Raw genomic sequence first — 24,527 nt, forward strand, 5'->3', positions numbered from 1 at the left:
ACAATGATTTACTCAATGATCTGAATATTTGCAAAGTTTTGCTTATTTAGGCAGCACTGCCATTGCAAATTTTTCTTCAAATAGAACGATTGGTATAACATTGGGTTTAATTTGGATTCAGCCCCAAGCCGTCAGTTTTTCATAAATAAACTGTGCAGTTACATACTGAATAATCTTTATATGAATAAAATGCAATTTTTGATTTTGCTGAGTGCTATGATCTTTTCATTTTTTAAACCATCTCATGAATATAGAGAAATTTAATTTAAGTTTATTTAATTCAATCAATGCTTCGGACAATGCTTTAGATTTCACCATTTCTTTCGCCATATTTATAGCCAATGATCTATTTTATATCGTGATTCTCTTGATGTTTTTGGCTTGGTTTAAAGGCAATTTTGACACCAAAAAACAAATTGTTAAAGCCACTGTTTTTACAATTGTCGCATTTCTAATCAGCCAAGTGATTTCAAGTTTCTTTTACTATCCAAGGCCTTTTGTCTTGGACGTTGGACGCACGATTATAGAACATTCACCGAATGGATCCTTCCCGAGTGATCACATGCTGTTTTTTAGCACGATTGCATTTTCTTATATTTTTTCAAAGCAAAAAGCTGTCGGCTATGTATTTCTAGCTTTCGCTTTTCTTGTGGCGTGGTCGAGAGTCTATTTAGGTGTGCATTATCCAATGGATATGGCGGGAGCGCTGATCATTGCGGTTTTGCTGAATTTTGTTGGACTGTCTTTATGGCGAAAATATGGGTCTTATTTGGTGAGCATGATCTTAAAAGTTTACGAGTTCCTATTCTCAGCCATGATTAAAAAAGGCTATATCCGCTAAATTAAGTTTGCTAGATATTTGCGATTACAAACTTTTGCTGCTGCTATAGTTACATTGCCAACATCCTGCCAGATGAATATTTCTGATGATTCATCTGGCGTTCACATCCAGATTCTATACCTCAAAAAATAGTCAGACTGCTCAATTCCATTTGCTCATTCCAGCAGGTGTTTTCTAGTTCGACTGTCCTACATCAAATATTTAGTAGTGCGAATTTTTTTAAATATCTTCTTCTAAAAGCGTTCACTCAAATACCACGTAATCTTGAGATTTCTTCAAAATTGATTGGCTAGCGAGGTCATTTGTCGTAAATCAAATACAGTTAATATCCATAACTGCAACACAGTCAAAATTCTAAAGCAGTAAGATAAAACTAGAATGCTCTTGCAGATTGTTCGGCTCATGAAAAATGCTGAGGCGAAGTTTCAAAATTTAGATCTGTAGAAAAGTTGGTGGCGACACCAAGATGATGCCAAAGAGTTGTAAAAGCTTGATAACTATAAGGAGTATCTAAACAATGATTTTAGTGACTGGTGGTTTAGGCTTTATAGGCTCACATATAGCCTTGAGTTTAATGGCTCAAGGTCAAGAAGTCATTATTGTGGATAATTTATCCAATGCAAATTTACAAACACTTGAACGACTAGAATTTATTTCAGGTATGTATGTGCCTTTTGTCAAACTCGATATTCGCAATACTCCCGCACTCAATAAAGTATTTGAACAATATACCGTCGATGCTGTCATTCATACGGCAGGCTTTAAGTCATTGGAAGAATCCGTCCTTAAACCACTTGAATATTATAATGATAATGTCAGTTGTATCATGAGTTTGCTGCGTGCTATGCAGCGAACAGGTGTACGAACACTGATCCATTTATCAAGTTTAGCGGTATATGGTCAGTCGTCGGCAGAATTAACAGAAGACACAGAAATCAATTTTACCTATCCAAATCCCTATGTGAAATCTCAACAAATGGTGGAAGAAATTATACGGGATACGGCACGTACTGATAATGAGTGGAAAATTGCGATTTTGCGTTTAGGAAACGTCGCAGGTGCATTCGAACATGCAGTTTTAGGTGAGTTTGTTGCGCCATTGCCAAAAAATATCGTGCCGCTTGCGATGCAAGTCGGAGCTTTACAACGAGACTTTATCGAACTTCGCAAACAAGCCAAAACTGAAGATGGTACTGTGGAACGGAGTTTCTTGCATGTACTCGACTGTTGTAAGGCGGTGTGGCAATGTTTGCAATGGTTGTCGCAGCAACAGTTTGCCTGTGAGGCCTTTAATATTTCAGGTGAGTTGGTTTCGATACAGCAACTATTAGATACGCTTTCAGAAGTGACACAGGCCGAGATTAAGACGGTCGAGTCTAGTTTTTATCCAAGCCATGAATATGACCAGCTTGGGGCAAGTACACAGAAAGCGAAAAGTACTTTTGATTGGCAGCCTGAACAAGATTTAAAGAAAATGCTAGAAGATGAATGGCGTTTCTATCAACAAACATTAAGAGGTAATTAATTCGTCTTGTATTGGGTGAATTTAATCATCGTGCATGATTTTCTTTATAAAATCACGATAAAGATTATCAAATAAACCACTTACAATTGATAATGGTTATTATTTACTAATCTAGGCAAGTTACCTAAACTGTATTTATCAGCAGAGTTTAATTCTGCATAGACGTTCAAGTTTTATAGATAAGGATATGAGGTCATTTATGCAAACACGTATTGAACATGACACAATGGGCGATGTTGAAGTACCTAGCGATGCGATGTGGGGTGCACAAACACAGCGTAGTTTGCAAAACTTTAAAATTGGTGGTGAACGTTTACCACGTCCAATGATTCGTGCAATGGGTCTCGTGAAAAAATCAGCAGCGATTACTAACGCAGCATTGGGTCAAATCCCTCAGGAACTTTCTGGTTATATCGTCAATGCAGCCGAAGAAGTAATCTCAGGTCAATGGGATGCACAATTCCCACTGGTAGTTTGGCAAACTGGTTCTGGTACGCAAAGTAACATGAACTGTAATGAGGTAATTGCCAATATTGCCAATCAAAAACTGGGTAATCCGTTGGGCTCACAAAAACCTGTCCATCCCAATGATCATGTCAATCGTGCTCAATCGACCAACGATTCATTCCCAACTGCAATTCATGTGGCTGCAAGCCTACAAATCAATGAGCTTTTAATTCCTGCTGTAACGAAACTTCGTAATACCTTAGAAGCGAAATCTAAAGAATTTAAAGATATTGTTAAAATTGGCCGTACACATTTACAGGATGCAACGCCTTTAACATTAGGCCAAGAGTTTAGTGGCTATGTTTCACAGCTCGATCATGGTTTGAAGCGTTTAAATCAAGCTTTAGAAGGGCTGTATGAATTACCACTAGGCGGAACAGCGGTGGGTACAGGTCTCAACGCACATCCTGAATATGCTGTAAAAGCAGCAGCAGAACTTGCGAAGCAAACGGGTTTGCCATTTGTAACTGCACCCAATAAATTTGAAGCACTTGCAGGACGTGATGCTGCTGTATTTGCATCGGGGGCGTTAAAAACACTTGCTGTAAGTTTAAATAAAATCGCCAATGACGTGCGCTGGTTAGCCAGTGGCCCACGCTGTGGTTTTGGTGAGCTACGCATTCCAGAAAATGAACCAGGTTCAAGCATCATGCCAGGTAAGGTTAATCCAACTCAAAGTGAAGCTATGACGATGGTGGTTGCTCAAGTACTTGGAAATGACACAACCATTAATGTTGCTGGGGCATCGGGTAACTTTGAATTAAACGTGTTTATGCCGGTTATTGCCTTTAACTTATTGCAATCTATTCAACTCCTCGGTGATGCATGTAATAGCTTTAATGACCACTGTGCAGTAGGCATTGAGCCAAACCGTGAAAAAATCGATCATTTCTTACATGATTCATTAATGTTAGTTACGGCGCTCAACCCAGTAATTGGTTATGAAAACGCTGCAAAAGTTGCTAAAACTGCATATAAAGAAGGCAAAACTCTAAAACAAGTTGCGGTAGAACTCGGTTTAGTCACTGCAGAGCAATTTGATGAAGTGGTTCGTCCTGAGCAAATGGTTTCACCAAATACCAAATAAATTTTTTGAGATCATTCATCTAGAGTGTTTGAAAATAAAAAGAGGGGCTGATTCATATTCAGCCTCTCTTTTTATTGGATAACTTTTTAATTCTTTTTATCGCTGAATACTGGCTAACACATATTTTTTTGAATCATAGTCATCTTGAAATATATGTATATAAACAGGACTGTTTATTAAAAATAGGGCAACGAACAAAATGCAGCAAGGCCGGAGTATGAAGCAAGTAATTCATAGGATTGGGCTTTGAATTCATTGGCACACTTGTTAAAATGCCTTTCTTTTTCTGTTTTCGTTGCTATTTGACATTTGTTTGAATAAATATTTGCAAGACAGTGTTTTATTTAAGGATTTCCCCCAATGCTCACCATCTATTTGACAGATGTCCAAAAGAACGTTCAATTTAAAGACTATCCGGGCGAGCATCCTGTTAAATTTGTTTTGAATTTTAAAAAGATTTTCCCAAGTGTTATGGAGCTTTTGCTACCAGTTTTGCCTGAGAATGAAAATCTAGAAGAAATGAGCTGGGAATCTACTACTACTGATTTTGAAAAATTCAAATTACTACTCAGTGGTTGGGGCGTAATCGAACTGCGTTTGAATGCTATTGCGCAATATAAAGACCGTGCTTATGCAGATAACTTGGTAAAAAAAGCACAGCAAAAGCGCAAAGAATATAAAAAAGCACAGTCAAAATTACAAACTGTTGAACTGGATTATCTATTCATGCACGAAGTTCATGGTTTGATTGATGCAGAGTTGGTTGAGCTAGGTGAAAAATTCTATCTACCGACTTTACGTGAGCTTTGGAAAAACAAAGTGTCAGCGAATGTGCTAGAAGCAAAATTCTAAACTTCATAAGGTTTTAGTCGAAAAATCCTCCGCTTAGGAGGATTTTTTATATGTACAGCAGAACTTCAGATTTACTTCGACAAGTGACTGTTTCATAGTGACCCATCAAGTAACTGAAGCATTCCAACATTTGGAAAGTCGCGATACTTATCATTCCAAATGTTTCTGACTCATCTGCACATTATATTCTAAAGGATCATTTTATATGTCAAATCAGTTTATTGACCTGATAAGCAAACGTCGCACTATTTATGCTATTGGGGACAATGTAAGCCTAAGCACAGAATATTTAACTGATTTGATCCAAACAGCGATTAAACAAAGCCCATCTTCATTTAACTCACAATCTTCTCGTGCTGTTATTTTATTTAATGGTGAAAGCGAAAAATTTTGGGGCTTAGTCGCTGACAAATTAAAATCTTATGCAAAAGATGAAGCAAGTGCTGCGAAGACGACAGCTAAAATGGCAAGTTTTGCAGCAGGTTTAGGTACAGTTCTGTTCTTTGAAGATTTGGATGTGGTCAGTGGCCTACAAGCACAGTTTCCTTCTTATGCAGAAAACTTTCCGATTTGGGCCGAACATTCAACTGCCATTGCCCAATTTGCGACTTGGACCGCATTGCACACCGAAGGTTTAGGCGCATCATTACAGCATTACAACCCAATTGTGGATGAACAAGCGCATGCTAAATGGGACATTCCTGCGCATTGGAAACTTCGTGCTCAATTGGTTTTTGGTTCAGTGGAAGGTGAAGCGAAAGAAAAAGGCTATATGGAAGATGCCGCTCGTTTTAAAGTCTTCCAATAATTGCAGTGTATAACACTCAATTTTGATAAAAAAGGAACGAAAACTAAGTTCCTTTTTTATTGCAATTTTATTGAAATAGATAGGGTTGGACAAGATTTTCATCCGTGAAAATCTTGTCCAGATTAGCCCATTGAGGACTGAGCTAAACGGGTGACTAGAACCAACTTTCTTGCATGTTGAGGCAAGTATCATCAAGTTCTAGCAATAACTTGGCTTGGTGCTCTATTTCAGGTAATTCCCAGCGGATAAAATATTGCGCGGCTTGTAATTTACCGGCTAAGAATTGTTGATCTTCAGCTAAATCTGAATGTTCAAATTTCACTAGGGCTTGATTAGCCATTTCAAGCCATAGCCATGAAATGATGACTTTGCCCATCATGTCTAGATACAACGCAGAATTTCCCAGTGCCTGATCGACACGACCTTGGGCGAGGACTTGTCCCAAACTTTGTGTGGTTTTCTTCACCGTGTTTAAATGCGCTGAAAAAATCGCTGCAAGCGCTTCCGTTTTTGGATGTTGAGCTTGATCAATCGTATTTTGCATACGTTGTAATAACAGCATCAAACCTTTGCTGTTGTGCTGCCAAAGCTTACGACCCAACAAATCCAAAGATTGAATCCCAAATGTGCCTTCATGGATCGGATTTAAGCGGTTGTCGCGATAGCATTGTTCAAGCGGATATTCACGGGTATAGCCAGCGCCACCTAAAACTTGGATGGCTAAATCATTGGCTTTTAGTCCATAGGCAGAAGGGAATGATTTGACGACAGGGATAATCAAATCTAATAACAGTGCACTGTCATCATTGTTAGCGGCTTGATGTTCATCAATTAATCGTGCAGCAAATAGGCATAATGCGAGTGCGCCTTCCACATAGGATTTTTGTGCCAAAAGCATCCGTTTAACATCTGTATGTTGAATGATATTGACAGGTTTCGCAGCAGGATTTTTATCTGATACTATGCGACCTTGTGGGCGGTTTTTGGCATATTCGAGTGACTCTAAATAGCCACGGTACCCAATCATGGCTGCACCTAAGCCGACACCCACTCGTGCTTCATTCATCATCTTAAACATATATTTAAGACCAGCACCTGCTTCACCAATCAGATAGCCAGTACATTGATCTTTTTCACCAAAGCTCAGTACTGTCGATGTTGTACCTCGGTAGCCCATTTTATGTAATAAGCCAGCCAGTTGAACGTCATTGGCGCCTGCAAATGAACCATCGCTCAGGGTTTTAAACTTCGGAACAATAAATAGAGATATACCTTTTACGCCCTGAGGTGCATCTTGGATGCGAGCAAGGACCAAATGCACGATATTTTCAGTGATGTCTTGATCACCCCCTGAAATAAACATCTTTTGGCCTTTGATGAGGTAGGTACCATCAGCTTGCGGTATGGCTTTTGTGGTCAAATCACCTAAAGATGAACCCACATCAGGTTCAGTCATGGCCATCGTTCCAGCAAAGCGACCACTGAACATATGCGGTACAAACCTATCTTTTTGTTCAGTCGTACCGAAAGCCTGAATCACATTTGCAGCCGCAGCGGTTAGAAATGAATAAGCCACTGACGATGGATTTGCCGACATGAAATAGGCATTAGCAGCCATGTTGATCAAAGTCGGAAGTTGCATACCGCCTACATCATAATCATGCTGCGCACAAAGCAAGCCGGCATCTGCAAATTGTTTCCACGCCGTTTTGACTTCTGCAATGGTTTTAACCTGTTGACCATCAAAGGTTGGTTCGTTTTGATCGGCTGTTGCGTTATGGGGTGCAAAAAAGTCTTGAGCAATACCTTGTGCAATTTCTAGGATGCTTTTGAAGGTTTCAGCATCATGTTCGGCAAAACGTAGGTAATGCGTTAAGTCTTGCGCTTTAAACACGTCAAATAGCAAAAAATTTAAATCTTTGTCATTGATTAACTGCGCCATTGATCAATCTCTAATCGGGTTGAATTTTATGCATCAAGACTAGCAGTTGATTTTTAGATATAGAATTGTCAATAATGACACTTAATAAGTCAAAAATGACATTTTGATAATTTGAAATTTAAATGAAGAAAATCATAATTTTAGCATTTGATGGTGCTTTGGCTTCTGCGATTACAGGGGTTGTTGATCTATTTGCAATGGCGGGGGTCAGTTGGAACCGGATTCAAAAACAAAATGTGCAGCGGCTATTTCAGGTTAAAATTGCCTCACAACATGGTCAAGCTGTGCAATGTATCAATGGCATCAAGCTTTATGCAGATTTAGCTTTTTCTGAAATAACAGATGCAGATATCATCATTGTCCCAACGATAGGCGCGCCGATCTTAGATGTTTTAGCACAAAATGCAGCACTGATCGAGTTATTAAAAACTCGTCAATTACAAAGCGGACTGATCGCAGGAAATTGTACGGGTAATTTTTTTCTGGCAGAAGCAGGGCTTTTAGATGGTAAGCAGGCAACGACGCATTGGGGCTTTCAGCAAATGTTTCGTGAACGCTATCCTTTGGTGAAACTGAATGCAGATCAGCTCATTAGCCATGACCAAAATATTTACTGTGCAGGCGGGGGCTTAGCATGGTTTGATTTGGGACTACACCTAATAGAACGTTTTTATGGTTTTGAAACGGCAATCCATACTGCAAAATCATTTGTATTGGATTATCGTCGTGACAGTCAGTTGTCCTATTCATTATTGAAAATATCTAAACCGCATCAGGATGGTTTGGTGCAAAAAGTTCAAGATTGGTTAGAACAGCATTATCATGAAAATATTGTCTTAGATGATCTTGCGGCGCAGTTTAATGTGACAACGAGGACATTGATTCGTCATTTTAAAGGCGCTTTGGATATTCCACCGAATCAATACTTACAATCGATACGGATTGAAGCTGCACGAAAGCGTTTAGAAGAATCGGGACATGCTTTAGATCTGATTATGCGAGATGTTGGCTATAGTGACCCAAGCTCATTTCGACGGTTATTTCAGAAAAAAACTGGGTTGAGCCCCTTAGAATATCGTCGACGTTTCAGCCGACGATTTGATGTTTAAATACAGTTTAAGCGGTTCGAACGGCATAACGACCATGTAAAATGTAGTAGGCACCCATACATGCAAAGGCAGCAAATGCGCTATACAAATACAATTGCGAGTAGCCAATATGGTCGAGCAATTTACCGATAAAGTATGGTCCAAAGCCTAAGCCAGCATCCAAAAAGATAAAGAAAGTCGAAGTGGCAAAGCCCATACGTTCAAGCGGCGCACTTTTCACGGCAACTGTTTGGCAGACCGACTGAATATTTCCATAACCGAGTCCAAGTAGGCCTGCACAAAGTAAAAGCATCCATGAACTCTGAGTGATGCTGAGTAATACCAATGCCACGCCCATAATCACAAAAGCAGGGTAGATCACTACATTTTCACCTTTACGGTCCATTAACGGGCCTGTAAATGGGCGAGAAATTAAAATCGCAATGGCATACATCAAAAAGAAAAACGAGGCTGTTTCAACCAAATCGATTTCTTTGGCATAGAAGTTAATGAAAGATAAAACACCTGAATAGCAGATTGAAGCGAAAAGCATGATGAATGATATAGGTAATGCTTTAGGCTCTACAAATTGAGCAATCCAACTTAGTTTTTTGACGGCTTCAACAGTATCGAGGGGTTTATTGATTTTGGGTAAATCGGGCACTTGAATCAGCAAGGCAACCAATAGGCAGCTCAATGCGATAATCGTAGAAACGATAAAAATCGCGTGATAACCAATGTGTAACATCATCCAAATTGCAAGAAATGGCCCAATAGCCGTACCTAACGTACTACTCATGCTGTAGTAGCCAATGCCTTCACCGCGACGTGTCGCTGGTAAGATTTGGGCAATTAAGGTACCCAGCACTGTTGATGCCATACCCATCATAAAGCCATGCATAAAGCGTATGAAGAGCAACATGCCGACGCCAGACTGAATGAAGTAAAAACCAGAAAAGACTAAAAAGCCAATTAAACCAACGATCAGTGTCGTTTTACGTCCAAAGCGTTCTAGGAACTTGCCTACCAATAAACGCCCGACCAATGTGCCGACAATGAACAATCCTGAAACTAAACCTGCTTGGGCTGTAGTCGCACCCAATTCAGCCACCGCATAGCCCACGATCACCACAACCAAGAGATAAAAGGTTAAAACCAATTGGAAGTTAATGGTGCTAACTAAAATAAAATTTCGAGTCCAAAGTGGTGCGTTATCTTGCATGATCATCACCTACAGTGTTTTGTTCAAGTTCTTGCATGACACGGTGTAAAATTTGAATGGAATGTTGGATATCTTGGCTTGCTAATGGCGCGATCAGGCGCTGCTCAAAGGCATTTATGTCTTTTGCACATTGCTGAAATAACTCACGTCCAGTCTCGCTGAGCATCATTTTCTTTTGACGTTTATCGTCAGTTTGTACATGACTCAAAATATCCATCTGCGCAAGAATTTTGACACGCTTAGTGATGGATGGCTTGGATACGTTTAAATATTCAGCCATTTCAATAGATGTACAAGCGGTTTTTTCACGGATGACAAACATGACTTGCCAAAGCGAATAGTTCAATTGATAGGGCAATAAAATCGTGTTGATTTCATCACTCATCAAACGCGCACAGCGCAGAAGTGAAGAGCGGAAACCTAATGAGGTATTCATGATAGTTAACTAGGGTAACTAAATTATTGGCAACTTTACGCCTAATTTATTTTCAATTCAAGTGAACAACTCAAAGCATAAAAAACAGGTATAAAAAAACCTGTGCGCACACAGGTTTTCTTGCATAACATTTCATTTAAAGCTTATCGTTCAATGCATATCGTTGAATTGATACCTTAAACAATACGTGTTTATTCTACAGAAGCTTCTGCAGCTGCAATTGCTGCATCTTCCGCTGCGCTGTCTGAGTTTTCTGAAATTTCTACACTTTCACCATCTGCATAAGCAAGTTCTTCACCTTCTGATTCAGCTTGCTCTAAATAAGCCGCAATTTGTTCATCCGTTAATTCAGGTTCACCTTCAGACATCATCGCTTGTTCTTGTAATTGCGCTTGTTCTAAATTGTTCATCATACTTTGCATATTGAACATCAATGGGATCATGACCAATAAATAAACAATCATCAGGATTAGATACAATGACCCAATAACTTTCTCTGTTTGTTCCGTTGGACGTTTTATGCCATATTTATTTTTACCTTCGGTGCCTTTTGCAGCCATCACATAAATGCTAAAGATGGTACCGACCAGTGGAATGAGAAAAATTAAACAGAGCCAACCGCTTTTATTTAGATCATGTAAACGACGAATCGTAATGCGGATCATTGCGACAAACATTGCAACGATGGAAACGACAATGAGAGCGATCGCACTGAGTCCTAAAAATGAATTAAAAAGTGCTTCAATACTACGTTCTGCTGAATTGAAAAATGCAAAAAGACCCAGCGCGACGCTGATGCCCAATAGGCAGGTATAAATCATACTAATGATAAATAACCACGCTAAATAAGACAGGCGGCCAAAACGTCCCTCAGGAGACAGGGGATGATCGGCTTTTTGAATTTGAGGCTGAATATTTTGATCTTGTTGAAACGGATTCAATTCGCTTGAAGTAAGTTCAGTCATTATTATTCCAATTTTAATTATCTAATTTATTTTCTATGCCCAAAAGGGCAGCATTATTGTATAGCGAAGTAAAAAAAGGTCAAATATTAGACATGGCTAAGTCATCAAATATTCCTTAGCCATGCTGCAATGTGGTCTGTTATTTATTTAATTTACGATACTCTTTAGGGCGCATTGGACGACTGGCTTTCCATAAACCTTTCTTTTGTTTACGTGCTTTGCTTTGTAAATTCATCATATAGTCCAAATGCTTTTGGTCACGGATGTATTCTTCGTATACCCACGCTGCACCACGTTTTACCATTTCTTCATTCATGCATTTACGATAGCGATAAATAACCCCAACGCAGCGGCCATAACGGTCTACATCAGTGATTTTTACGCGGACAAATTTCTTATAAACCATGGATTTGATCAGGCGTGCAGACTCTTTACCGTAAGCTTGTGTCGATTCTGGCGCATCCACATAAGCAAAGCGAAGTTTGGTTTTAGAACGTCTCAGATTCATCCGATAGCAGGTGAGGGTGTCGCCATCACTAATGTCGGATACACGGCAGAGGTAAGATTTTCCTTTCTTAAAAGGTTGAAAAAAATCCTTTAAGAAAATGGTGACTTTATAGAGAACATAGACTGTGATCAAGCACAGTACTGCACCTAAAGCCATGAGCCAATTCGCGGAGAGATTTGAAAGCATACATAATGATATGAACGAAGTCATATCGCATAAAAACAGGAATTTAGATTTTATAAGAACTCATGATTTATGGCTGTCGAATAAACCGACGGTCAGTTAAAAATACCTTAAATAATCAGCATTTGATCTATAAATATACAGCAAGTTTCATCACGCAGAATTAAATCTAAATCCATGTAAATAGCCTAAGCAAGCTGATATATCATCATAAAATAGCCTAAGCAAAAATTTTAGAAATTTGGCTTCGCAAAAAAACATGCCGTGAATTTAATTCCAAATCATTATGCCAATACATCCCTAGTTTAATTTTCGGCAAGTCTACAGGTACATCAAAAATATTCAGTTCGGGAGCAACCTGTAAATGCGTCAAAATATTTTGCGGAATCGTTAATATTGCCTTGGGTTGCTGTGCCAAAATTTGTAGCGCAGTAGAGTAATGCTGACAGCGTAAAAAAATCTCTCTAGAGTGTTTTTTACGATTTAAATAAATATCCTCGACTAATACACCTGCACGTCGGGAAGAAACCCCAATGTGAGGAGCAGAAAGATAAATAGACTCATCCATCTTAGGGTGTTGACTACAAATCACGAATTGGTCTTCAACCAAGGTTTGAAAATTGATCTTTTCACCAAAGTTTTGCTCAAGGTCAATCGCAAAATCGATTTGCTGTGCAGCAAGATCAGCCACAATGGTTTTGCGATCTAATTTGATACTGGAAAATTGGATCTGAAACTGTTGCTGTTGAAAGTGTTCAACTAACTTGGGAAAAATGATCGGTTCAATTTCATCATGTACCGCAATTTTCAAGCTCTGTACCATTGAAGGAGTAAATTGTTGTTTTTGGATAGAAATGCTTTGAATCGCAATAAGCGCATTTTTAATTACAGGATAAATCTGCTCAGCAAATGGGGTCGGAAGCATTTTTGCTCCAGCACGTACAAATAAGTCATCTTGTAAATGTTGTCTTAACCGTTGAAGTGCATGACTCGCTGCAGACTGAGTAATACACAAAATTTTTGCAGCTTTTGAAATGCTTTTTTGTTCATAAATTGCGATATACAGTGGATATAAATTGATATCCATACGGTGAAACACACCCATATCGATGACGGTGTTTTTATGAATACTATTCATGTTCATCTATTGAATTAAATCATTTTGTTCATATTAGATTTCAGGTTATGGTGTTGTAAAGCGTAAAGAACATAATATTTAAAGGATGTTGTCATGTTTGAACTTTCTGCACGTGCACAAGATTATATTGAAAGAACAAAAAAATTTATTAAAGATGAAATTGAGCCTGTAGAAACTGAGTTTTGGGCAGAAGTTCATGAGCTGAACCAAGGTGGCGATTGGACCAAATGGCAATGGCCGGCACAGTTAGAGGTTTTAAAGGATAAAGCCAAAGCTGCAGGCTTATGGAATATGTTCTTACCTTGTCCTGAACTTGGGCAAGGCTTATCTGTACAAGAATATGCACACATCGCAGAACTTTCAGGCCGTAGTTTACTTGCACCTACGGTATTCAATTGCAATGCACCTGACAGCGGCAATATGGAAGTGATTTGGCGTTATGGTACCGAAGAACAAAAGCAGCAATGGTTAACACCATTACTGGACGGCAAAATCCGTTCAGTATTTTGTATGACAGAACCTGCTGTTGCTTCAAGTGATGCAACCAATATGGAAGCTACAGCTGTCGTTGAAGGCGAAGAAATTGTATTAAATGGCCGTAAATGGTGGTCTTCAGGTTTAGGTGATCCAAATGCCAAAATTATTATCTTTATGGCGCATACACCAGATGAAAGTAAAGATCGTCATCATCAGCATTCTATGGTTTTAGTTCCAGTAGATACGGATGGAGTCAAAATCGAACGTATGCTTCCGGTCTTTGGCGATTACGATGCACCACATGGACATGGTGAAATTAGCTTCACAAATGTGCGTGTTCCTGTTGCAAATTTCATTGGCGGCGCAGGTCAAGGTTTTGAAATTGCACAAGGTCGTTTAGGCCCAGGCCGTATTCATCATTGTATGCGTTGTATTGGTGCTGCCGAAAAATCGCTAGAACTGATGATTGACCGCGGTATGAGCCGCACTGCGTTTGGTAAAGAAATTTTAAAACTCGGTGGCAATTTAGAACGCGTAGCAGAAGCGCGTGTTGCAATCGATCAAGCACGTTTACTGACCCTTTATGCAGCATATAAAATGGATACTCTAGGGAATATGGCTGCATTAACCGAGATTTCTGCAATTAAAGTGGTCGCGCCGAGTGTCTTAGAAAAAGTTGTCGATATGGCGATTCAAATTCACGGCGGTGCTGGAGTTTCTCGAGATACACCGCTCACAGGTTTCTTTGCGCAAGCACGTTCACTGCGTCTAGCTGATGGCCCTGATGAAGTGCATAAAGGCATGATTGCCAAATTAGAGTTGGCTAAGCGCGGTTACAGCAGTCGCCGTAAAAAATAAACAAGTTGTAGTCACATATTTGGCATGGCAACCCCGAATTGTCCATGCTATAAAACTATAGAAAATTATATTTTTATCATCATGATAGATTCAAGTTTAGGAAGAAAAGCATGTCAGTGATCGATGTAGGCGGTTCAGTTCGTGAGGGTGAAGAACTGGATGTCCGTGCTGTAGGTAATTGGTTGATTGAACATGGCGTTGAAATAGAAGGGCCTGTTGAAGTCACTCAATATTCAGGTGGTGCATCAAATTGGACTTATCGCTTAAAATACGACAATGCTGATTTAATTTTACGTCGTCCACCGAAAGGCACCAAAGCCAAGTCTGCACATGATATGGCACGTGAGTATAACGTTCAGAAGGCATTATCTGAATTTTATCCTGTACTCCCTGAGATGGTGGCACTATGTCAGGACGAATCAGTGATTGGCTGTGATTTCTACGTGATGAAACGCGTAGAAGGCATCATTCCACGTGCAAACTTACCCAAAGAAATTAATTTTGATGAAACTCAAGTTCGAGCGTTATGTACCAACGTCATCAACAAATTAATTGAACTACATCAAGTGCCTTATGAAGGCACCGCTTTAGAAAAAATAGGCAAGGGCGACGGATACTGTCGTCGTCAAGTGGAAGGTTGGGACGCACGCTATGAAAAAGCCAAAACCTTAAATGTTCCTTCTTTTAAATATGTCCGTAATTGGCTCAAAGACAATATTCCTGCTGACTCTAAAACCTGTGTGATTCATAACGACTGGCGTTTTGATAACGTGATTTTAGATCCGAATGATCCTACGCAAGTGATTGGCGTATTGGATTGGGAAATGGCAACGCTTGGCGATCCATTGATGGACTTGGGTTCAGCATTGGCATATTGGGTTGAAAGTGGCGATAACGCGATTTTTAAAGCCACACGTCGTCAGCCGACCAACCTAAAAGGGATGTTTAGCCGTAAAGAAGTCGTTGAATATTACTTTGAAAAAACTGGTCTTCAAACGGACAATTGGACCTTTTATGAAGTGTTCGGCATTTTCCGTTTAGCCGTAATTGCACAGCAAATTTATTATCGCTTTTACCACAAGCAAACCAATAATCCGGCATTTAAAGATTTTTGGATTGTGATCCATGCTTTACATATTCGTGCCTTAAAACTTATTGGTTTGCAAAAACTTGAAGCCAATGATGTGGCACAAAAATATATTGAAAAAATGAAGGATATTTTAGGGAAATGACCACGATATATTTAATTCGGCACGGTCAGGCTTCTTTTGGTGCAGAAAGCTATGACAAGCTTTCTCCCAATGGTGAGCTACAGGCTAAGGTGCTGGGACAGTATTTCGACCGTATTTTAAAAGAAAGTCCTTATGTGGTTGCGGGCTCAATGCAGCGTCATCAACAAACAGCCAATCTTGCATTGGCTGAATGCTTTCCAGAAGCACAAGTTGATACAGATAACGCGTGGAATGAATTTAATCATCAGCAAGTTTTTGCTCAATATGAACCTCGATTTAACCAGCCGCATTTATTAAAAGAAGATGTATCTAAGCATGAAAACCCGCGTGCTTATTTATCCAAAATTTTTGAAGGTGCCATTGAGCGTTGGACAGGCGGAGAATTTCATCATGAATACGATGAATCTTGGCCACATTTTAAAAATCGAGTCGAAACAGCGCTAGAAAAGTTATGCACTCAACTGGCTGAAACCAAACCGCGTTATGCCGTAGTGTTTAGTTCAGGTGGAGTGATCTCCGTTGCAATTGGTAAAATTTTAGGGCTGAGTCCTGAAAAAACATTTGCACTTAATTGGGCCATTGCCAATACCAGTATGACAACGCTGCGTTTGGTTGGAAATGAACCGCAATTACTCAGTTTAAATGAACACCATTTTATAAAAGCAGTTGATCCAAATTTATTGACTTGGATCTAAGATAAACAAAGGAATTATCATGGCTAAAACAATTTTAATTACAGGTGCAAGCTCAGGGATTGGTGCAGGAATGGCACGCGAGTTTGCACAAAAAGGCTACAACTTAGCCATTTGTGCACGTCGTTTAGAGCGTTTAGAAACGCTAAAAAATGAACTGGAAAGCCAATATGGTATTAAAGTGATTGCGAAAACCCTCGATGTCACAAATTATGATCAAGTGTTTGAAGTGTTCCGTGCCTTTAAAGCAGATTTTGGCAGTATTGACCGTGTTATTGTCAACGCAGGTGTTGGTGAAGGTCGTCGTATTGGTAAAGGTAATTTTGAAATTAACCGTGCCACAGTTGAAACCAACTTTATCTCTGCTTTGGCGCAATGCGAAGCTGCGGTTGAAATTTTCCGTAGCCAAAATGCAGGGCATTTGGTGGTGATTTCGTCGATGAGTGCTATGCGTGGTATGCCTAAACATTTAACAGCTTATGGTGCAAGTAAAGCAGGTGTTGCTGCTCTAGCTGAAGGCATTCGTGCAGAACTGATTGATACCCCAATTAAAGTGACGACTATTTTCCCTGGTTATATTCGTACAGAGATCAATGAAGGTGCGAAAAAACTGCCATTTGAAGTCGATGAAAAAACGGGTTCACATCTTTTAGCAAAAGCCATTGAGAAAGCGCCTGTTAAAGCCTATGTACCACAATGGCCGTGGTTGCCTCTAGGTCTTGCGATGAAAGTATTGCCGTTGAAAATCGTGAATAAATTGGGTTAATCCTTTATTCAATAACAAAGCTCCAATTTTGGGGCTTTATTATTCTCAAATGATATTCGTCATCCTCTGTAGGTTAAAAAGGAATACATAAAACCTGTGATGAAAAGATATTAAAAGCAGCTGACTTTACAAAGAAAAAATGGAGTAAATACTCAGATTATTTATAAATAAAATATTGAAAATAAATAAAATGTTGAATATTTGAACAGACGATGATTTGTTCTCAAAATAGCGATTTCCTTTTTTTTAATTTGCTTTAATGTACAACTGTTCATTAATTTTTAGGTTTGTACTATGTCTATGTCTTCCGATATGACAGATCAACAGCGAATTAACAAAGTCAGAACTGTCGTAACGAAAGCTGGTGAAGACTTACGTCAGCAATATCCCATTTTAAAACATCAAAACTTTATAGGCGCAACCATCCTTATTTTTGCGCTACTAGGAATGTTGGGTTCAGCTTGGGCGTTTGCTGTTGGCATTTTACCGGCATGGGCTTGTGTGATTTTGGTGGCGATGTTTGCTTCACTGACACATGAATTAGAACATGACCTGATTCATTATATGTACTTTAAAAAGACGCCGTGGGCTCACCATCTCATGTTGGCCTTGGTGTGGTTAGCACGTCCGAATACCATTAGTCCTTGGGCACGTCGTCGTTTGCATCTCAACCACCATAAATATTCAGGTTCACAATACGATTTGGAAGAACGGGGCATTAGTAATGGCATGCCGTGGGGATTACGTCGAATATTGGTCATTAGCGATCAATTGATGACGGTGTATTTGCGCCCATTTCAAATGTTTAAAATGATTGGGAAATTCATTGAAAAACAACCTGAAAAAGAACGTAAAACGGCATTATTCTCTCAATTGACTGGATTTTTCCCTTTAAGTTTTGTTTATTACGGCATTTGGTATGTATTTGTCATTTATCATGTGGTGAATGGTATTGCTCCAATGTTAGGACAAAGTATTAGTTGGTCAGTCAATTTAGTGAAATTAATTCCAACGATTAATTTTCTAGCAGTGGTTTGGATTATCCCGAACTTTGTACGCTCTTTTTGCTTACAATTTATCAGCTCAAATATGCATTATTATGGTGATATTGACCCACGTGATGTCATTAAACAAACTCAGGTGTTAAATCCTTGGTGGTTGTTCCCAATGCAATTATTTTGCTTTAACTTTGGTTCGACCCATGCCATTCACCATTTTGTGGTAAAAGAGCCGTTTTATATTCGTCATCTAACCGCAAAAACTGCACACCAAGTCATGCGTGAGGTTGGTGTACGTTTCAATGATTTTGGAACCTTTAAACGCATAAATCGCTGGAATTAAATCAGTACTAGCTTCAAAAAAAGCCCTCAATTGAGGGCTTTTTTATGATCTAAACTTTTATAAATTACTTGTGTGCAAAAAAATGCTTGAGCGCATCTTGCAAGGCAACTTGCCATACCGCGTAGGAATGTCCGCCGATATATGATTGGTAATGCACATCATGACCTTTATTTTTTAAATCGGCTGCAACAATAGGTGAAGTCTCTAAAATACTCAGTTCATTATTATTTCGAGAGCTTTCATAACTATTGGCAGTAATAAACCAATGCTGTTTAGGTTGTGAGGTTTTATCACGAATGATTTTACTCATGCCATTAGGGAGGTCTGTCGGCGCATTTTGCCACCAAAATGATCCAGATAACGGTACGACGTGACTAATTTGATTTGGATTTTCTAAGGCTAAATAAGCTGAACTTAAACCGCCAAGACTTGACCCAAGTAGTACCGTTTTCTTCGAATCGACTTTTGCAGGTGCTTTTTTTTGAATCCAAGGCATCAGTTCATCACTAAAAAATGCTGAAAATTTTGCATTAGGTGTTAATTCTTTAGGTCGTTCCTGATCATTCGGTGGAGAAACAAATATGGCTTGAATTGGTGGCAATTGACCTTGTTCAACTAAAATGTCTAACGCCTTTGGAACATTCAGTAATTCATTATATTGCTGACCATCAAAAAATATAGCGGTGATATAGCTTTGATTTTTCTTAGCTTTAGATTGGTAAATTTGGATTTTACGTGAGTTATTCAAAATTTTGCTGTCTAGAACAAACTCTTGTAATTGGGGCTGGTGCACATTTGGATATTGTTTTGGATCAATAAAAGGCGGGGCATCTTTAAGCGCCACTAAATTTTCATTACGCAAGCCTGATGTGTCATCACTTGCGAGATAAGTGTTTTTGTTGAAAGGATCGATGCGTTGTACTTGTATCACAGCACGACGCTGCGTTCTTGATTCTTTAAGTTTAGGATTAAGATGCGGACAATAATTTGACAGATAGCCTTCTAAGTTCGGTAAATCGACAGCAAAGCTATAACTGCCAATATAACGATGATCAATAATCGATTCTTTAAACCAAATATCGGTATTTGGTAGGCGTGTTAACCATTCATGGTCATTACTTGGGCCACCAATAAGGCGAACATTATGCTGCGCACCTTTCCATAAAAAAATTATATGGTCATGTTTTTCATCATAGTTTTCAATGATTGGTGTACCTATAAGCTCTACACGCTTCCAAAAATCTTCAAGAATTTGAGCATGTTGTTTTGGATTTTGATTTAACTGATGTTGTAGGTTTAATAATATTTGGCTTTGCGCTTTGACATCTTCACATGCAGCAGCATAAGGGAAATGTTTTTTTTCTGTTGTATCGGTTATAGCGGGTGAATTTTGAGTTTGGGCAAAAGCAGAAGAAACAGCAAAGCTCATAGAACAAGCCAAAAAAAGTAGGGAAAGTTTTTTCATTGAAATAATAAAATAGATAGAATGAAATCAGATAAATGATAATCATTATTAATATAAAAAACTAGCAATATGCCGCAGAATGGTGCTTTTAAAAAAAGAAAATGTAGAAAAATAACAATAGAGTCAATGCTTTGTTTTTTAAAATAATTAAAATAATGCAGTCGACAAGCTCTCAATCATTGCTAAATATTATGCTACTCAAAGTATCAACACTGCTGCTGTTACCTGCATTACTGATCCAAGGTTACCGTGTGAAAAAAAATACCCCACGTTTAGCAGAACCGATGGGAGAACGTTGTGGGATGAGTGGTCAGGGTAATCGACCATTATCGCTATTAATACTAGGTGATTCAGCAGCAGCAGGTGTCGGCGTCGAGCATCAGTCAGATGCGCTATTGGGACAATTGCTTAAAATTTTATCGCCTGATTATCAAGTTCACTTTTGCCTTGAAGCCACAACGGGGCATAACAGCCAGCAAATCATCAATGCTTTGGACAATGTCACTACGCAGAACTTTGATGTCGTGATCAGCTCTGTTGGTGTCAATGATGTCACAGCTTTAAAACAGCCAGACCAATGGTTGAAGCTCCAGCAGCGTTTATATCAAGCTGTCGAGGAAAAGTTTCATCCACAGCTATTGATCATTTCAGGTGTGCCACCAATGGATGCGTTTCCAGCTTTACCGTTTCCATTGTCATGGTTGTTTGGACAATATTCTCAAAAGATGAATGCGCTTTTAAAAAATTATGTTAATACTCAAGCGAATATGCGATTAATTGAATACGATTTACATGAGTACCGTGAAAAAAATTTACAAATGGCCAAAGACGGCTTTCACCCGAGTAAAGAAATTTATCAGTTATGGGCTGAAAAAATAGCTAAACATATCACTGAACAATTTTCATAGATAATATATGATTCAATCACTTGGTGAAGTTACATCTATATGAGTAAAGATATTTCAGACGTGAATCCGCAAATCGAAACGCATCCTTTAGCGCCATTTTTGCCATCAAATGGGAAACTCTTGATGCTAGGGAGTTTTCCTCCACCCAAAACACGCTGGAAGATGGATTTTTATTATCCAAATTTCCAAAATGATATGTGGAAAATCTTTGGCCTATGTTTTTTTCAGGATAAAAATCATTTTCTCAATGTAGAGAGCAAGACATTTAAAGAACAGCTCATTCGAGATTTTTTAAATGAAAAAGGTATAGGCATTTTTGATACGGCCTATCAAGTGATTCGTTTGAAAGGCAATGCATCAGACAAGTTTTTACAGATCCATCAGCCAACCGATATTACGAAACTACTTCAAAAAATGCCGAATTGTCACAGTATTATGACAACGGGAGACAAGGCGACTGATACTTTAATGCTCTCTATGCCAGAAAATACGGAAAAACCACACATTGAGCATGCTGTTCGTACCGAATTTGCAGGCAGAGATTTGACTTTATACCGCATGCCATCATCATCTAGGGCTTATCCACTGGCACTGGAAAAAAAAGCTAAAGCCTACCAAAGCTTATTTAAAGATATAGGCTTACTTTAGGGAAGTTTGCGTTATTGTGAGATACCTTGAAATTTATGTCTCATTTAAACAGGCAAACATTCAATGATTAAAAGGTGGCATCTTAATAATGGATAAACACCAATTCCTTAGCCATCATATTCAACATAATCCCAAAGGTTTAAACGCGCTTTAATTTCTTTGCGAATATTCGGCAGCATAGGCAGTAAAGTGCCATCGATCCATAAACTCAGAGTCTGGGATGAAACTTTTTTGTTTGCATCATCTACAATTTGCGCGCCTTTCACGATCACCAAAGTTTCTTCGCTAGCTGCAGTTTCAATGCCTTTAAATAAAAGCTGTAATTCATGACCTGTATCTTGAATTAACCATTCCAACTCAATTTGAATATTGTGATTAGATTTAAGTACAGCTTGGCCTTCAATTATGTCATTGTCAGATAAGCAGTCATGCTCAACCCGAACTTTCGACAAAAACCATTCTTGATGACCAAGTTCAGGAAGTGTCGTAAAAGGCGTTAAAATATCACTTAAATTAAATTGGCGGCTTAAATCAAAAAATTGCATTGGAAAACTTTAGGGGGAGATAAAACAAAATAAGCGGTGGATGTTAAAGCATCATCAAGTGTGAGTAAAACCTTTGCTTTTATTGAGATATTTTATGTATAAATAGCATTCAATCTATCTAAATTAAGTCTAAGATAAATGAATTGCGAAAATAATATTCACATAAATGATGTGCACAGCCCCATAGACTTAAAAGATCCAATCGAAGCTAAACAATGGGCCGCTGAAGTGAATCTTAAACGACCGTGGCGTTATGACATCTTTCAAATGTATGTCGACTCTATTTTGGCTTTAAACCCGAATGCGCACGTGCTTGAACTCGGTTCAGGCCCAGGCTATTTGGCAGAGTTTTTAATCAATCATTGTCCAAATATAGATTACACAGCATTTGATTTTTCCGAAGCTATGCATGACTTGGCAAAAGGAAAACTAAGTGCAGCGCAACGCTTAAAATGTAATTTTATAACAGGGGATTTCAAACAATCTGCTTGGGAAGAATCACTTCACTTCAATCAAAACAGCACCTTTGATGCGATTATTATTCATCAGGCCTTACATGAATTGAGGCATAAGGCGTATGCAGCAGAGTTTCATCGGACTGTAAAAACGTTGTTAAACACACAAGGCGTGTATTTTGTATGTGATCATTTATATGCACCACATGCACAGCAAAATCATGAGTTGTATATGTCAGTTGAGGAACATTTAGCCGCGCTGAAAGCAGCCAATTATGGCCAAGTGGAATGTCTGGGTGAAGTCAATGGTTTGGTTCTTTTCAAAAGCCAGCACTCATATGAACGAGACTGATTAAGACCGTTTTTGACTTGATCGAACTTATCAGAATATTTCAATAAATAGCCTCGACGAGGGAAATTCAATCATTTAGCAGTACGTTGTCATTACATCATCCATTCAATCGGAAGGTATGACACTGCTTTTATACTAAATCGTTGGAATCGAGTTGTTTCAGGTTCATGGGTATAGGTTTTGGTTTTTCCATTTTTTTGATGCTCTAACCAAATGATTTCGCCGTTTTCATCCAGTTTTAATTCATACGCAATTTGCGGTAAATATTGGTTTAATGCCGCCGAAATATCGTTTTGTAATCGATCAGACTTAACGACAAGGCCAACTTCCGAATTTAAATTTGCGGAACGTGGATCAAAGTTAAATGATCCAATAAACACCATTCCGTCGATATCGAAAAATTTTGCATGCAAACTAGAGGCATTTTTGCCTTTTGCAGGGATGATATTTCCAGTTATGACCTCATACCATGTGCGTTTTGAACGCTCTATATAAGGTTTAAATTCATATAGTTTCACGCCATTTTCGAGTAAGTCTTTGCGATATTTTTGATAAAACGCATGAACGACAGCGACGTCATTGGCTAAAAATGAGTTGGTTAAGACGCGAACTTCTACATTTTTACCTGCAAGACCCGTTAGAAAGTCAGTTCCTTGTTGCGTGGGAACAAAATAAGCTGAAACCAATTCCATGCGTTCCTTGGGCTGTCCCATCAAGGTCGAAAATTGGTTATAAATTAATTCTTGCTCTTTAGCCTCACCACGAATTTTATTCGGACTATCCGCAATGAAATGTGCTTCGGCCCAATTCACCGGTCTTAGTTTAAGCTGAGCCGCCAGTTGTTGCTGTGCATAGTTAATGCGCTGTTGATCTTTAGTCAACGTTGTAGAGTTTTCTTGGTACGTTTGTCTTAATTGATTTAAGTCTTCTTTTGTACCTGCACCAATCCATTGCTGAACAGAATAACTTAAATCATCATTCCAAAAGTTCAAAAACACTCGATTGGCTTGTTGAATGGCTTCCCCATAGAAAAGGATATCCAAATCTGTAAATTGAAAACTTTCACTGGCATCAAAATATTCATTACTGATGTTACGACCGCCAGTTACGCCCATAAAACCATCGGCAATAATTAATTTATTATGCATACGATGGTTAATGTGCTTTAAGCGAAATGCATAATCAATGACACGTAATTTTCTGAATTTATAGGGATTAAATAGTTTGATTGAAATGTTAGGATGAGCTGAAAGGCTTTGTAAGGTCGGATCGAGTTTTATCCCGTTTTGATCATCAATTAATAACCTTACTTTTACTCCACGGTCAGCGGCATGCAGTAATTCTTGAAACATCAGATGCCCAATAGCATCATTTTCCCAAATGTAATATTGCAAATCGATGGTGTATTTTGCATTTCGAATCAAATGTAGGCGAGAAGCAATGCTTAAGAAGGCATCATCTAAGGCTAAATAAGCCGTTTGTTTTTGTTGTAATTTTTCTAAATCCGTAGCTGACGTAATCCATTTTTCTGCATGTGATTGTATAGGGACATCTTTTTTTGACTGATTGCTAGGTAAGCTGCATCCAGTTAATAGGCTGATCGAAACAGTTAAACCGACAGTACAACTTATTTCACGTAATTGTATCATTCGAATAGCATTAATCATTCCTTGAAAAATTCATCAT

23 protein-coding genes are annotated in these 24,527 nt (G+C 38.7%); 14 read left to right on the forward strand and 9 right to left on the reverse strand.

Annotated elements, in window-relative coordinates; genetic code table 11:
* Positions 1–244 precede the first annotated feature (244 nt).
* From AC25JC_RS06005 to AC25JC_RS06025, 5 genes are all read left to right on the forward strand, one after another.
* Entirely contained in the window at positions 245–841 is a 597-nt protein-coding gene (locus AC25JC_RS06005; protein WP_111884339.1) for a phosphatase PAP2 family protein, read from the forward strand.
* A 517-nt stretch (positions 842–1,358) separates the two neighbouring features.
* Entirely contained in the window at positions 1,359–2,366 is a 1,008-nt protein-coding gene (locus AC25JC_RS06010; protein WP_180011423.1) for an SDR family NAD(P)-dependent oxidoreductase, read from the forward strand.
* Positions 2,367–2,565: 199 nt separating this feature from the next.
* Positions 2,566–3,960, forward strand: coding sequence for a class II fumarate hydratase (gene fumC, locus AC25JC_RS06015; protein ID WP_180110934.1), 1,395 nt, complete (start codon positions 2,566–2,568; stop codon positions 3,958–3,960).
* A 360-nt stretch (positions 3,961–4,320) separates the two neighbouring features.
* Positions 4,321–4,812, forward strand: a complete 492-nt coding sequence (locus AC25JC_RS06020) for a hypothetical protein (protein ID WP_180059608.1) — start codon at positions 4,321–4,323, stop codon at positions 4,810–4,812.
* Positions 4,813–5,017: 205 nt separating this feature from the next.
* Positions 5,018–5,620, forward strand: coding sequence for a nitroreductase family protein (locus AC25JC_RS06025; RefSeq protein WP_180115568.1), 603 nt, complete (start codon positions 5,018–5,020; stop codon positions 5,618–5,620).
* A gap of 154 nt (positions 5,621–5,774) precedes the next feature.
* On the opposite strand, the gene AC25JC_RS06030 is transcribed toward AC25JC_RS06025, so the two are convergent.
* Positions 5,775–7,562, reverse strand: a complete 1,788-nt coding sequence (locus tag AC25JC_RS06030; protein WP_486923664.1) for an acyl-CoA dehydrogenase — start codon at positions 7,560–7,562, stop codon at positions 5,775–5,777.
* Between the two features lie 122 nt (positions 7,563–7,684).
* Between AC25JC_RS06030 and AC25JC_RS06035 the strand changes: the two genes are divergently transcribed.
* A complete protein-coding gene (locus tag AC25JC_RS06035) occupies positions 7,685–8,671 on the forward strand; it encodes a GlxA family transcriptional regulator (RefSeq protein WP_180115570.1) in 987 nt (328 codons plus the stop codon).
* Between the two features lie 7 nt (positions 8,672–8,678).
* On the opposite strand, the gene AC25JC_RS06040 is transcribed toward AC25JC_RS06035, so the two are convergent.
* The 5 genes from AC25JC_RS06040 to AC25JC_RS06060 all read right to left on the reverse strand — a co-directional run bounded on the left by AC25JC_RS06040 (position 8,679) and on the right by AC25JC_RS06060 (position 13,102).
* The gene (locus AC25JC_RS06040; protein WP_373685852.1) at positions 8,679–9,878 is read right to left on the reverse strand and encodes an MFS transporter; all 1,200 of its coding nucleotides are present in this window, start codon (positions 9,876–9,878) and stop codon (positions 8,679–8,681) included.
* Positions 9,862–10,308 carry a MarR family winged helix-turn-helix transcriptional regulator gene (locus AC25JC_RS06045; RefSeq protein ID WP_180115572.1) on the reverse strand — a complete coding sequence of 149 codons (447 nt, stop codon included), beginning with the start codon at positions 10,306–10,308 and terminating at the stop codon, positions 9,862–9,864. The genes AC25JC_RS06040 and AC25JC_RS06045 overlap by 17 nt, the downstream gene beginning before the upstream one ends.
* 191 nt (positions 10,309–10,499) lie before the next feature.
* Entirely contained in the window at positions 10,500–11,273 is a 774-nt protein-coding gene (locus AC25JC_RS06050; RefSeq protein WP_180115573.1) for a DUF805 domain-containing protein, read from the reverse strand.
* 139 nt (positions 11,274–11,412) lie between these two features.
* Positions 11,413–11,967 carry a thermonuclease family protein gene (locus tag AC25JC_RS06055; RefSeq protein WP_486923665.1) on the reverse strand — a complete coding sequence of 185 codons (555 nt, stop codon included), beginning with the start codon at positions 11,965–11,967 and terminating at the stop codon, positions 11,413–11,415.
* A 217-nt stretch (positions 11,968–12,184) separates the two neighbouring features.
* A complete protein-coding gene (locus AC25JC_RS06060; RefSeq protein WP_180078891.1) occupies positions 12,185–13,102 on the reverse strand; it encodes a LysR family transcriptional regulator in 918 nt (305 codons plus the stop codon).
* 93 nt (positions 13,103–13,195) lie between these two features.
* Between AC25JC_RS06060 and AC25JC_RS06065 the strand changes: the two genes are divergently transcribed.
* The 5 genes from AC25JC_RS06065 (at position 13,196) to AC25JC_RS06085 (ending at position 18,468) form a co-directional block, all read left to right on the forward strand.
* On the forward strand, positions 13,196–14,437 hold the full coding sequence (locus AC25JC_RS06065; RefSeq protein WP_486923666.1) for an acyl-CoA dehydrogenase family protein: 1,242 nt from the start codon (positions 13,196–13,198) through the stop codon (positions 14,435–14,437).
* Positions 14,438–14,547: 110 nt separating this feature from the next.
* Positions 14,548–15,669, forward strand: coding sequence for a phosphotransferase family protein (locus tag AC25JC_RS06070; RefSeq protein WP_486923667.1), 1,122 nt, complete (start codon positions 14,548–14,550; stop codon positions 15,667–15,669).
* Positions 15,666–16,364, forward strand: a complete 699-nt coding sequence (locus AC25JC_RS06075; RefSeq protein ID WP_486923668.1) for a histidine phosphatase family protein — start codon at positions 15,666–15,668, stop codon at positions 16,362–16,364. Before AC25JC_RS06070 ends, AC25JC_RS06075 begins: the two co-directional genes overlap by 4 nt.
* Positions 16,365–16,383: 19 nt before the next feature.
* Entirely contained in the window at positions 16,384–17,127 is a 744-nt protein-coding gene (locus tag AC25JC_RS06080; RefSeq protein WP_078193819.1) for an SDR family oxidoreductase, read from the forward strand.
* 294 nt (positions 17,128–17,421) lie between these two features.
* The gene (locus AC25JC_RS06085; RefSeq protein ID WP_180115577.1) at positions 17,422–18,468 is read left to right on the forward strand and encodes a fatty acid desaturase; all 1,047 of its coding nucleotides are present in this window, start codon (positions 17,422–17,424) and stop codon (positions 18,466–18,468) included.
* Positions 18,469–18,532: 64 nt separating this feature from the next.
* Here AC25JC_RS06085 and AC25JC_RS06090 read toward each other — a convergent pair whose 3' ends face one another.
* Positions 18,533–19,897: an alpha/beta hydrolase-fold protein gene (locus tag AC25JC_RS06090; protein ID WP_486923669.1), complete on the reverse strand. Its 1,365-nt coding sequence runs from the start codon at positions 19,895–19,897 to the stop codon at positions 18,533–18,535.
* Between the two features lie 227 nt (positions 19,898–20,124).
* Here AC25JC_RS06090 and AC25JC_RS06095 point away from each other — a divergent pair, with 227 nt between their 5' ends.
* Entirely contained in the window at positions 20,125–20,841 is a 717-nt protein-coding gene (locus AC25JC_RS06095) for an SGNH/GDSL hydrolase family protein (RefSeq protein ID WP_180115579.1), read from the forward strand.
* 39 nt (positions 20,842–20,880) lie between these two features.
* Complete coding sequence (locus AC25JC_RS06100; protein WP_486923670.1) at positions 20,881–21,489, forward strand: uracil-DNA glycosylase family protein; 609 nt, start codon at positions 20,881–20,883, stop codon at positions 21,487–21,489.
* 107 nt (positions 21,490–21,596) lie between these two features.
* Here the strand turns inward: AC25JC_RS06100 and AC25JC_RS06105 are convergent, their stop codons facing one another.
* The gene (locus tag AC25JC_RS06105; RefSeq protein ID WP_486923671.1) at positions 21,597–22,034 is read right to left on the reverse strand and encodes a hypothetical protein; all 438 of its coding nucleotides are present in this window, start codon (positions 22,032–22,034) and stop codon (positions 21,597–21,599) included.
* 138 nt (positions 22,035–22,172) lie between these two features.
* Between AC25JC_RS06105 and AC25JC_RS06110 the strand changes: the two genes are divergently transcribed.
* Positions 22,173–22,841, forward strand: coding sequence for a class I SAM-dependent methyltransferase (locus AC25JC_RS06110; protein WP_218948334.1), 669 nt, complete (start codon positions 22,173–22,175; stop codon positions 22,839–22,841).
* Between the two features lie 92 nt (positions 22,842–22,933).
* On the opposite strand, the gene AC25JC_RS06115 is transcribed toward AC25JC_RS06110, so the two are convergent.
* Positions 22,934–24,490 carry a phospholipase D family protein gene (locus AC25JC_RS06115; protein ID WP_486923672.1) on the reverse strand — a complete coding sequence of 519 codons (1,557 nt, stop codon included), beginning with the start codon at positions 24,488–24,490 and terminating at the stop codon, positions 22,934–22,936.
* Between the last annotated feature and the right edge of the window lie 37 nt (positions 24,491–24,527).

Source organism: Acinetobacter sp. P37, from assembly GCF_057480965.1.

What these genes read in the sequence shown, in the direction of transcription:
- AC25JC_RS06005 (WP_111884339.1), top strand. Translation starts at nt 245, where the DNA reads ATGAATATAGAGAAATTTAATTTAAGTTTATTTAATTCAATCAATGCT.
- AC25JC_RS06010 (WP_180011423.1), top strand. Translation starts at nt 1,359, where the DNA reads ATGATTTTAGTGACTGGTGGTTTAGGCTTTATAGGCTCACATATAGCC.
- fumC (WP_180110934.1), top strand. Translation starts at nt 2,566, where the DNA reads ATGCAAACACGTATTGAACATGACACAATGGGCGATGTTGAAGTACCT.
- AC25JC_RS06020 (WP_180059608.1), top strand. Translation starts at nt 4,321, where the DNA reads ATGCTCACCATCTATTTGACAGATGTCCAAAAGAACGTTCAATTTAAA.
- AC25JC_RS06025 (WP_180115568.1), top strand. Translation starts at nt 5,018, where the DNA reads ATGTCAAATCAGTTTATTGACCTGATAAGCAAACGTCGCACTATTTAT.
- AC25JC_RS06030 (WP_486923664.1), bottom strand. Translation starts at nt 7,562, where the DNA reads ATGGCGCAGTTAATCAATGACAAAGATTTAAATTTTTTGCTATTTGAC.
- AC25JC_RS06035 (WP_180115570.1), top strand. Translation starts at nt 7,685, where the DNA reads ATGAAGAAAATCATAATTTTAGCATTTGATGGTGCTTTGGCTTCTGCG.
- AC25JC_RS06040 (WP_373685852.1), bottom strand. Translation starts at nt 9,878, where the DNA reads ATGATCATGCAAGATAACGCACCACTTTGGACTCGAAATTTTATTTTA.
- AC25JC_RS06045 (WP_180115572.1), bottom strand. Translation starts at nt 10,308, where the DNA reads ATGAATACCTCATTAGGTTTCCGCTCTTCACTTCTGCGCTGTGCGCGT.
- AC25JC_RS06050 (WP_180115573.1), bottom strand. Translation starts at nt 11,273, where the DNA reads ATGACTGAACTTACTTCAAGCGAATTGAATCCGTTTCAACAAGATCAA.
- AC25JC_RS06055 (WP_486923665.1), bottom strand. Translation starts at nt 11,967, where the DNA reads ATGCTTTCAAATCTCTCCGCGAATTGGCTCATGGCTTTAGGTGCAGTA.
- AC25JC_RS06060 (WP_180078891.1), bottom strand. Translation starts at nt 13,102, where the DNA reads ATGAATAGTATTCATAAAAACACCGTCATCGATATGGGTGTGTTTCAC.
- AC25JC_RS06065 (WP_486923666.1), top strand. Translation starts at nt 13,196, where the DNA reads ATGTTTGAACTTTCTGCACGTGCACAAGATTATATTGAAAGAACAAAA.
- AC25JC_RS06070 (WP_486923667.1), top strand. Translation starts at nt 14,548, where the DNA reads ATGTCAGTGATCGATGTAGGCGGTTCAGTTCGTGAGGGTGAAGAACTG.
- AC25JC_RS06075 (WP_486923668.1), top strand. Translation starts at nt 15,666, where the DNA reads ATGACCACGATATATTTAATTCGGCACGGTCAGGCTTCTTTTGGTGCA.
- AC25JC_RS06080 (WP_078193819.1), top strand. Translation starts at nt 16,384, where the DNA reads ATGGCTAAAACAATTTTAATTACAGGTGCAAGCTCAGGGATTGGTGCA.
- AC25JC_RS06085 (WP_180115577.1), top strand. Translation starts at nt 17,422, where the DNA reads ATGTCTATGTCTTCCGATATGACAGATCAACAGCGAATTAACAAAGTC.
- AC25JC_RS06090 (WP_486923669.1), bottom strand. Translation starts at nt 19,897, where the DNA reads ATGAGCTTTGCTGTTTCTTCTGCTTTTGCCCAAACTCAAAATTCACCC.
- AC25JC_RS06095 (WP_180115579.1), top strand. Translation starts at nt 20,125, where the DNA reads ATGCTACTCAAAGTATCAACACTGCTGCTGTTACCTGCATTACTGATC.
- AC25JC_RS06100 (WP_486923670.1), top strand. Translation starts at nt 20,881, where the DNA reads ATGAGTAAAGATATTTCAGACGTGAATCCGCAAATCGAAACGCATCCT.
- AC25JC_RS06105 (WP_486923671.1), bottom strand. Translation starts at nt 22,034, where the DNA reads ATGCAATTTTTTGATTTAAGCCGCCAATTTAATTTAAGTGATATTTTA.
- AC25JC_RS06110 (WP_218948334.1), top strand. Translation starts at nt 22,173, where the DNA reads ATGAATTGCGAAAATAATATTCACATAAATGATGTGCACAGCCCCATA.
- AC25JC_RS06115 (WP_486923672.1), bottom strand. Translation starts at nt 24,490, where the DNA reads ATGATACAATTACGTGAAATAAGTTGTACTGTCGGTTTAACTGTTTCG.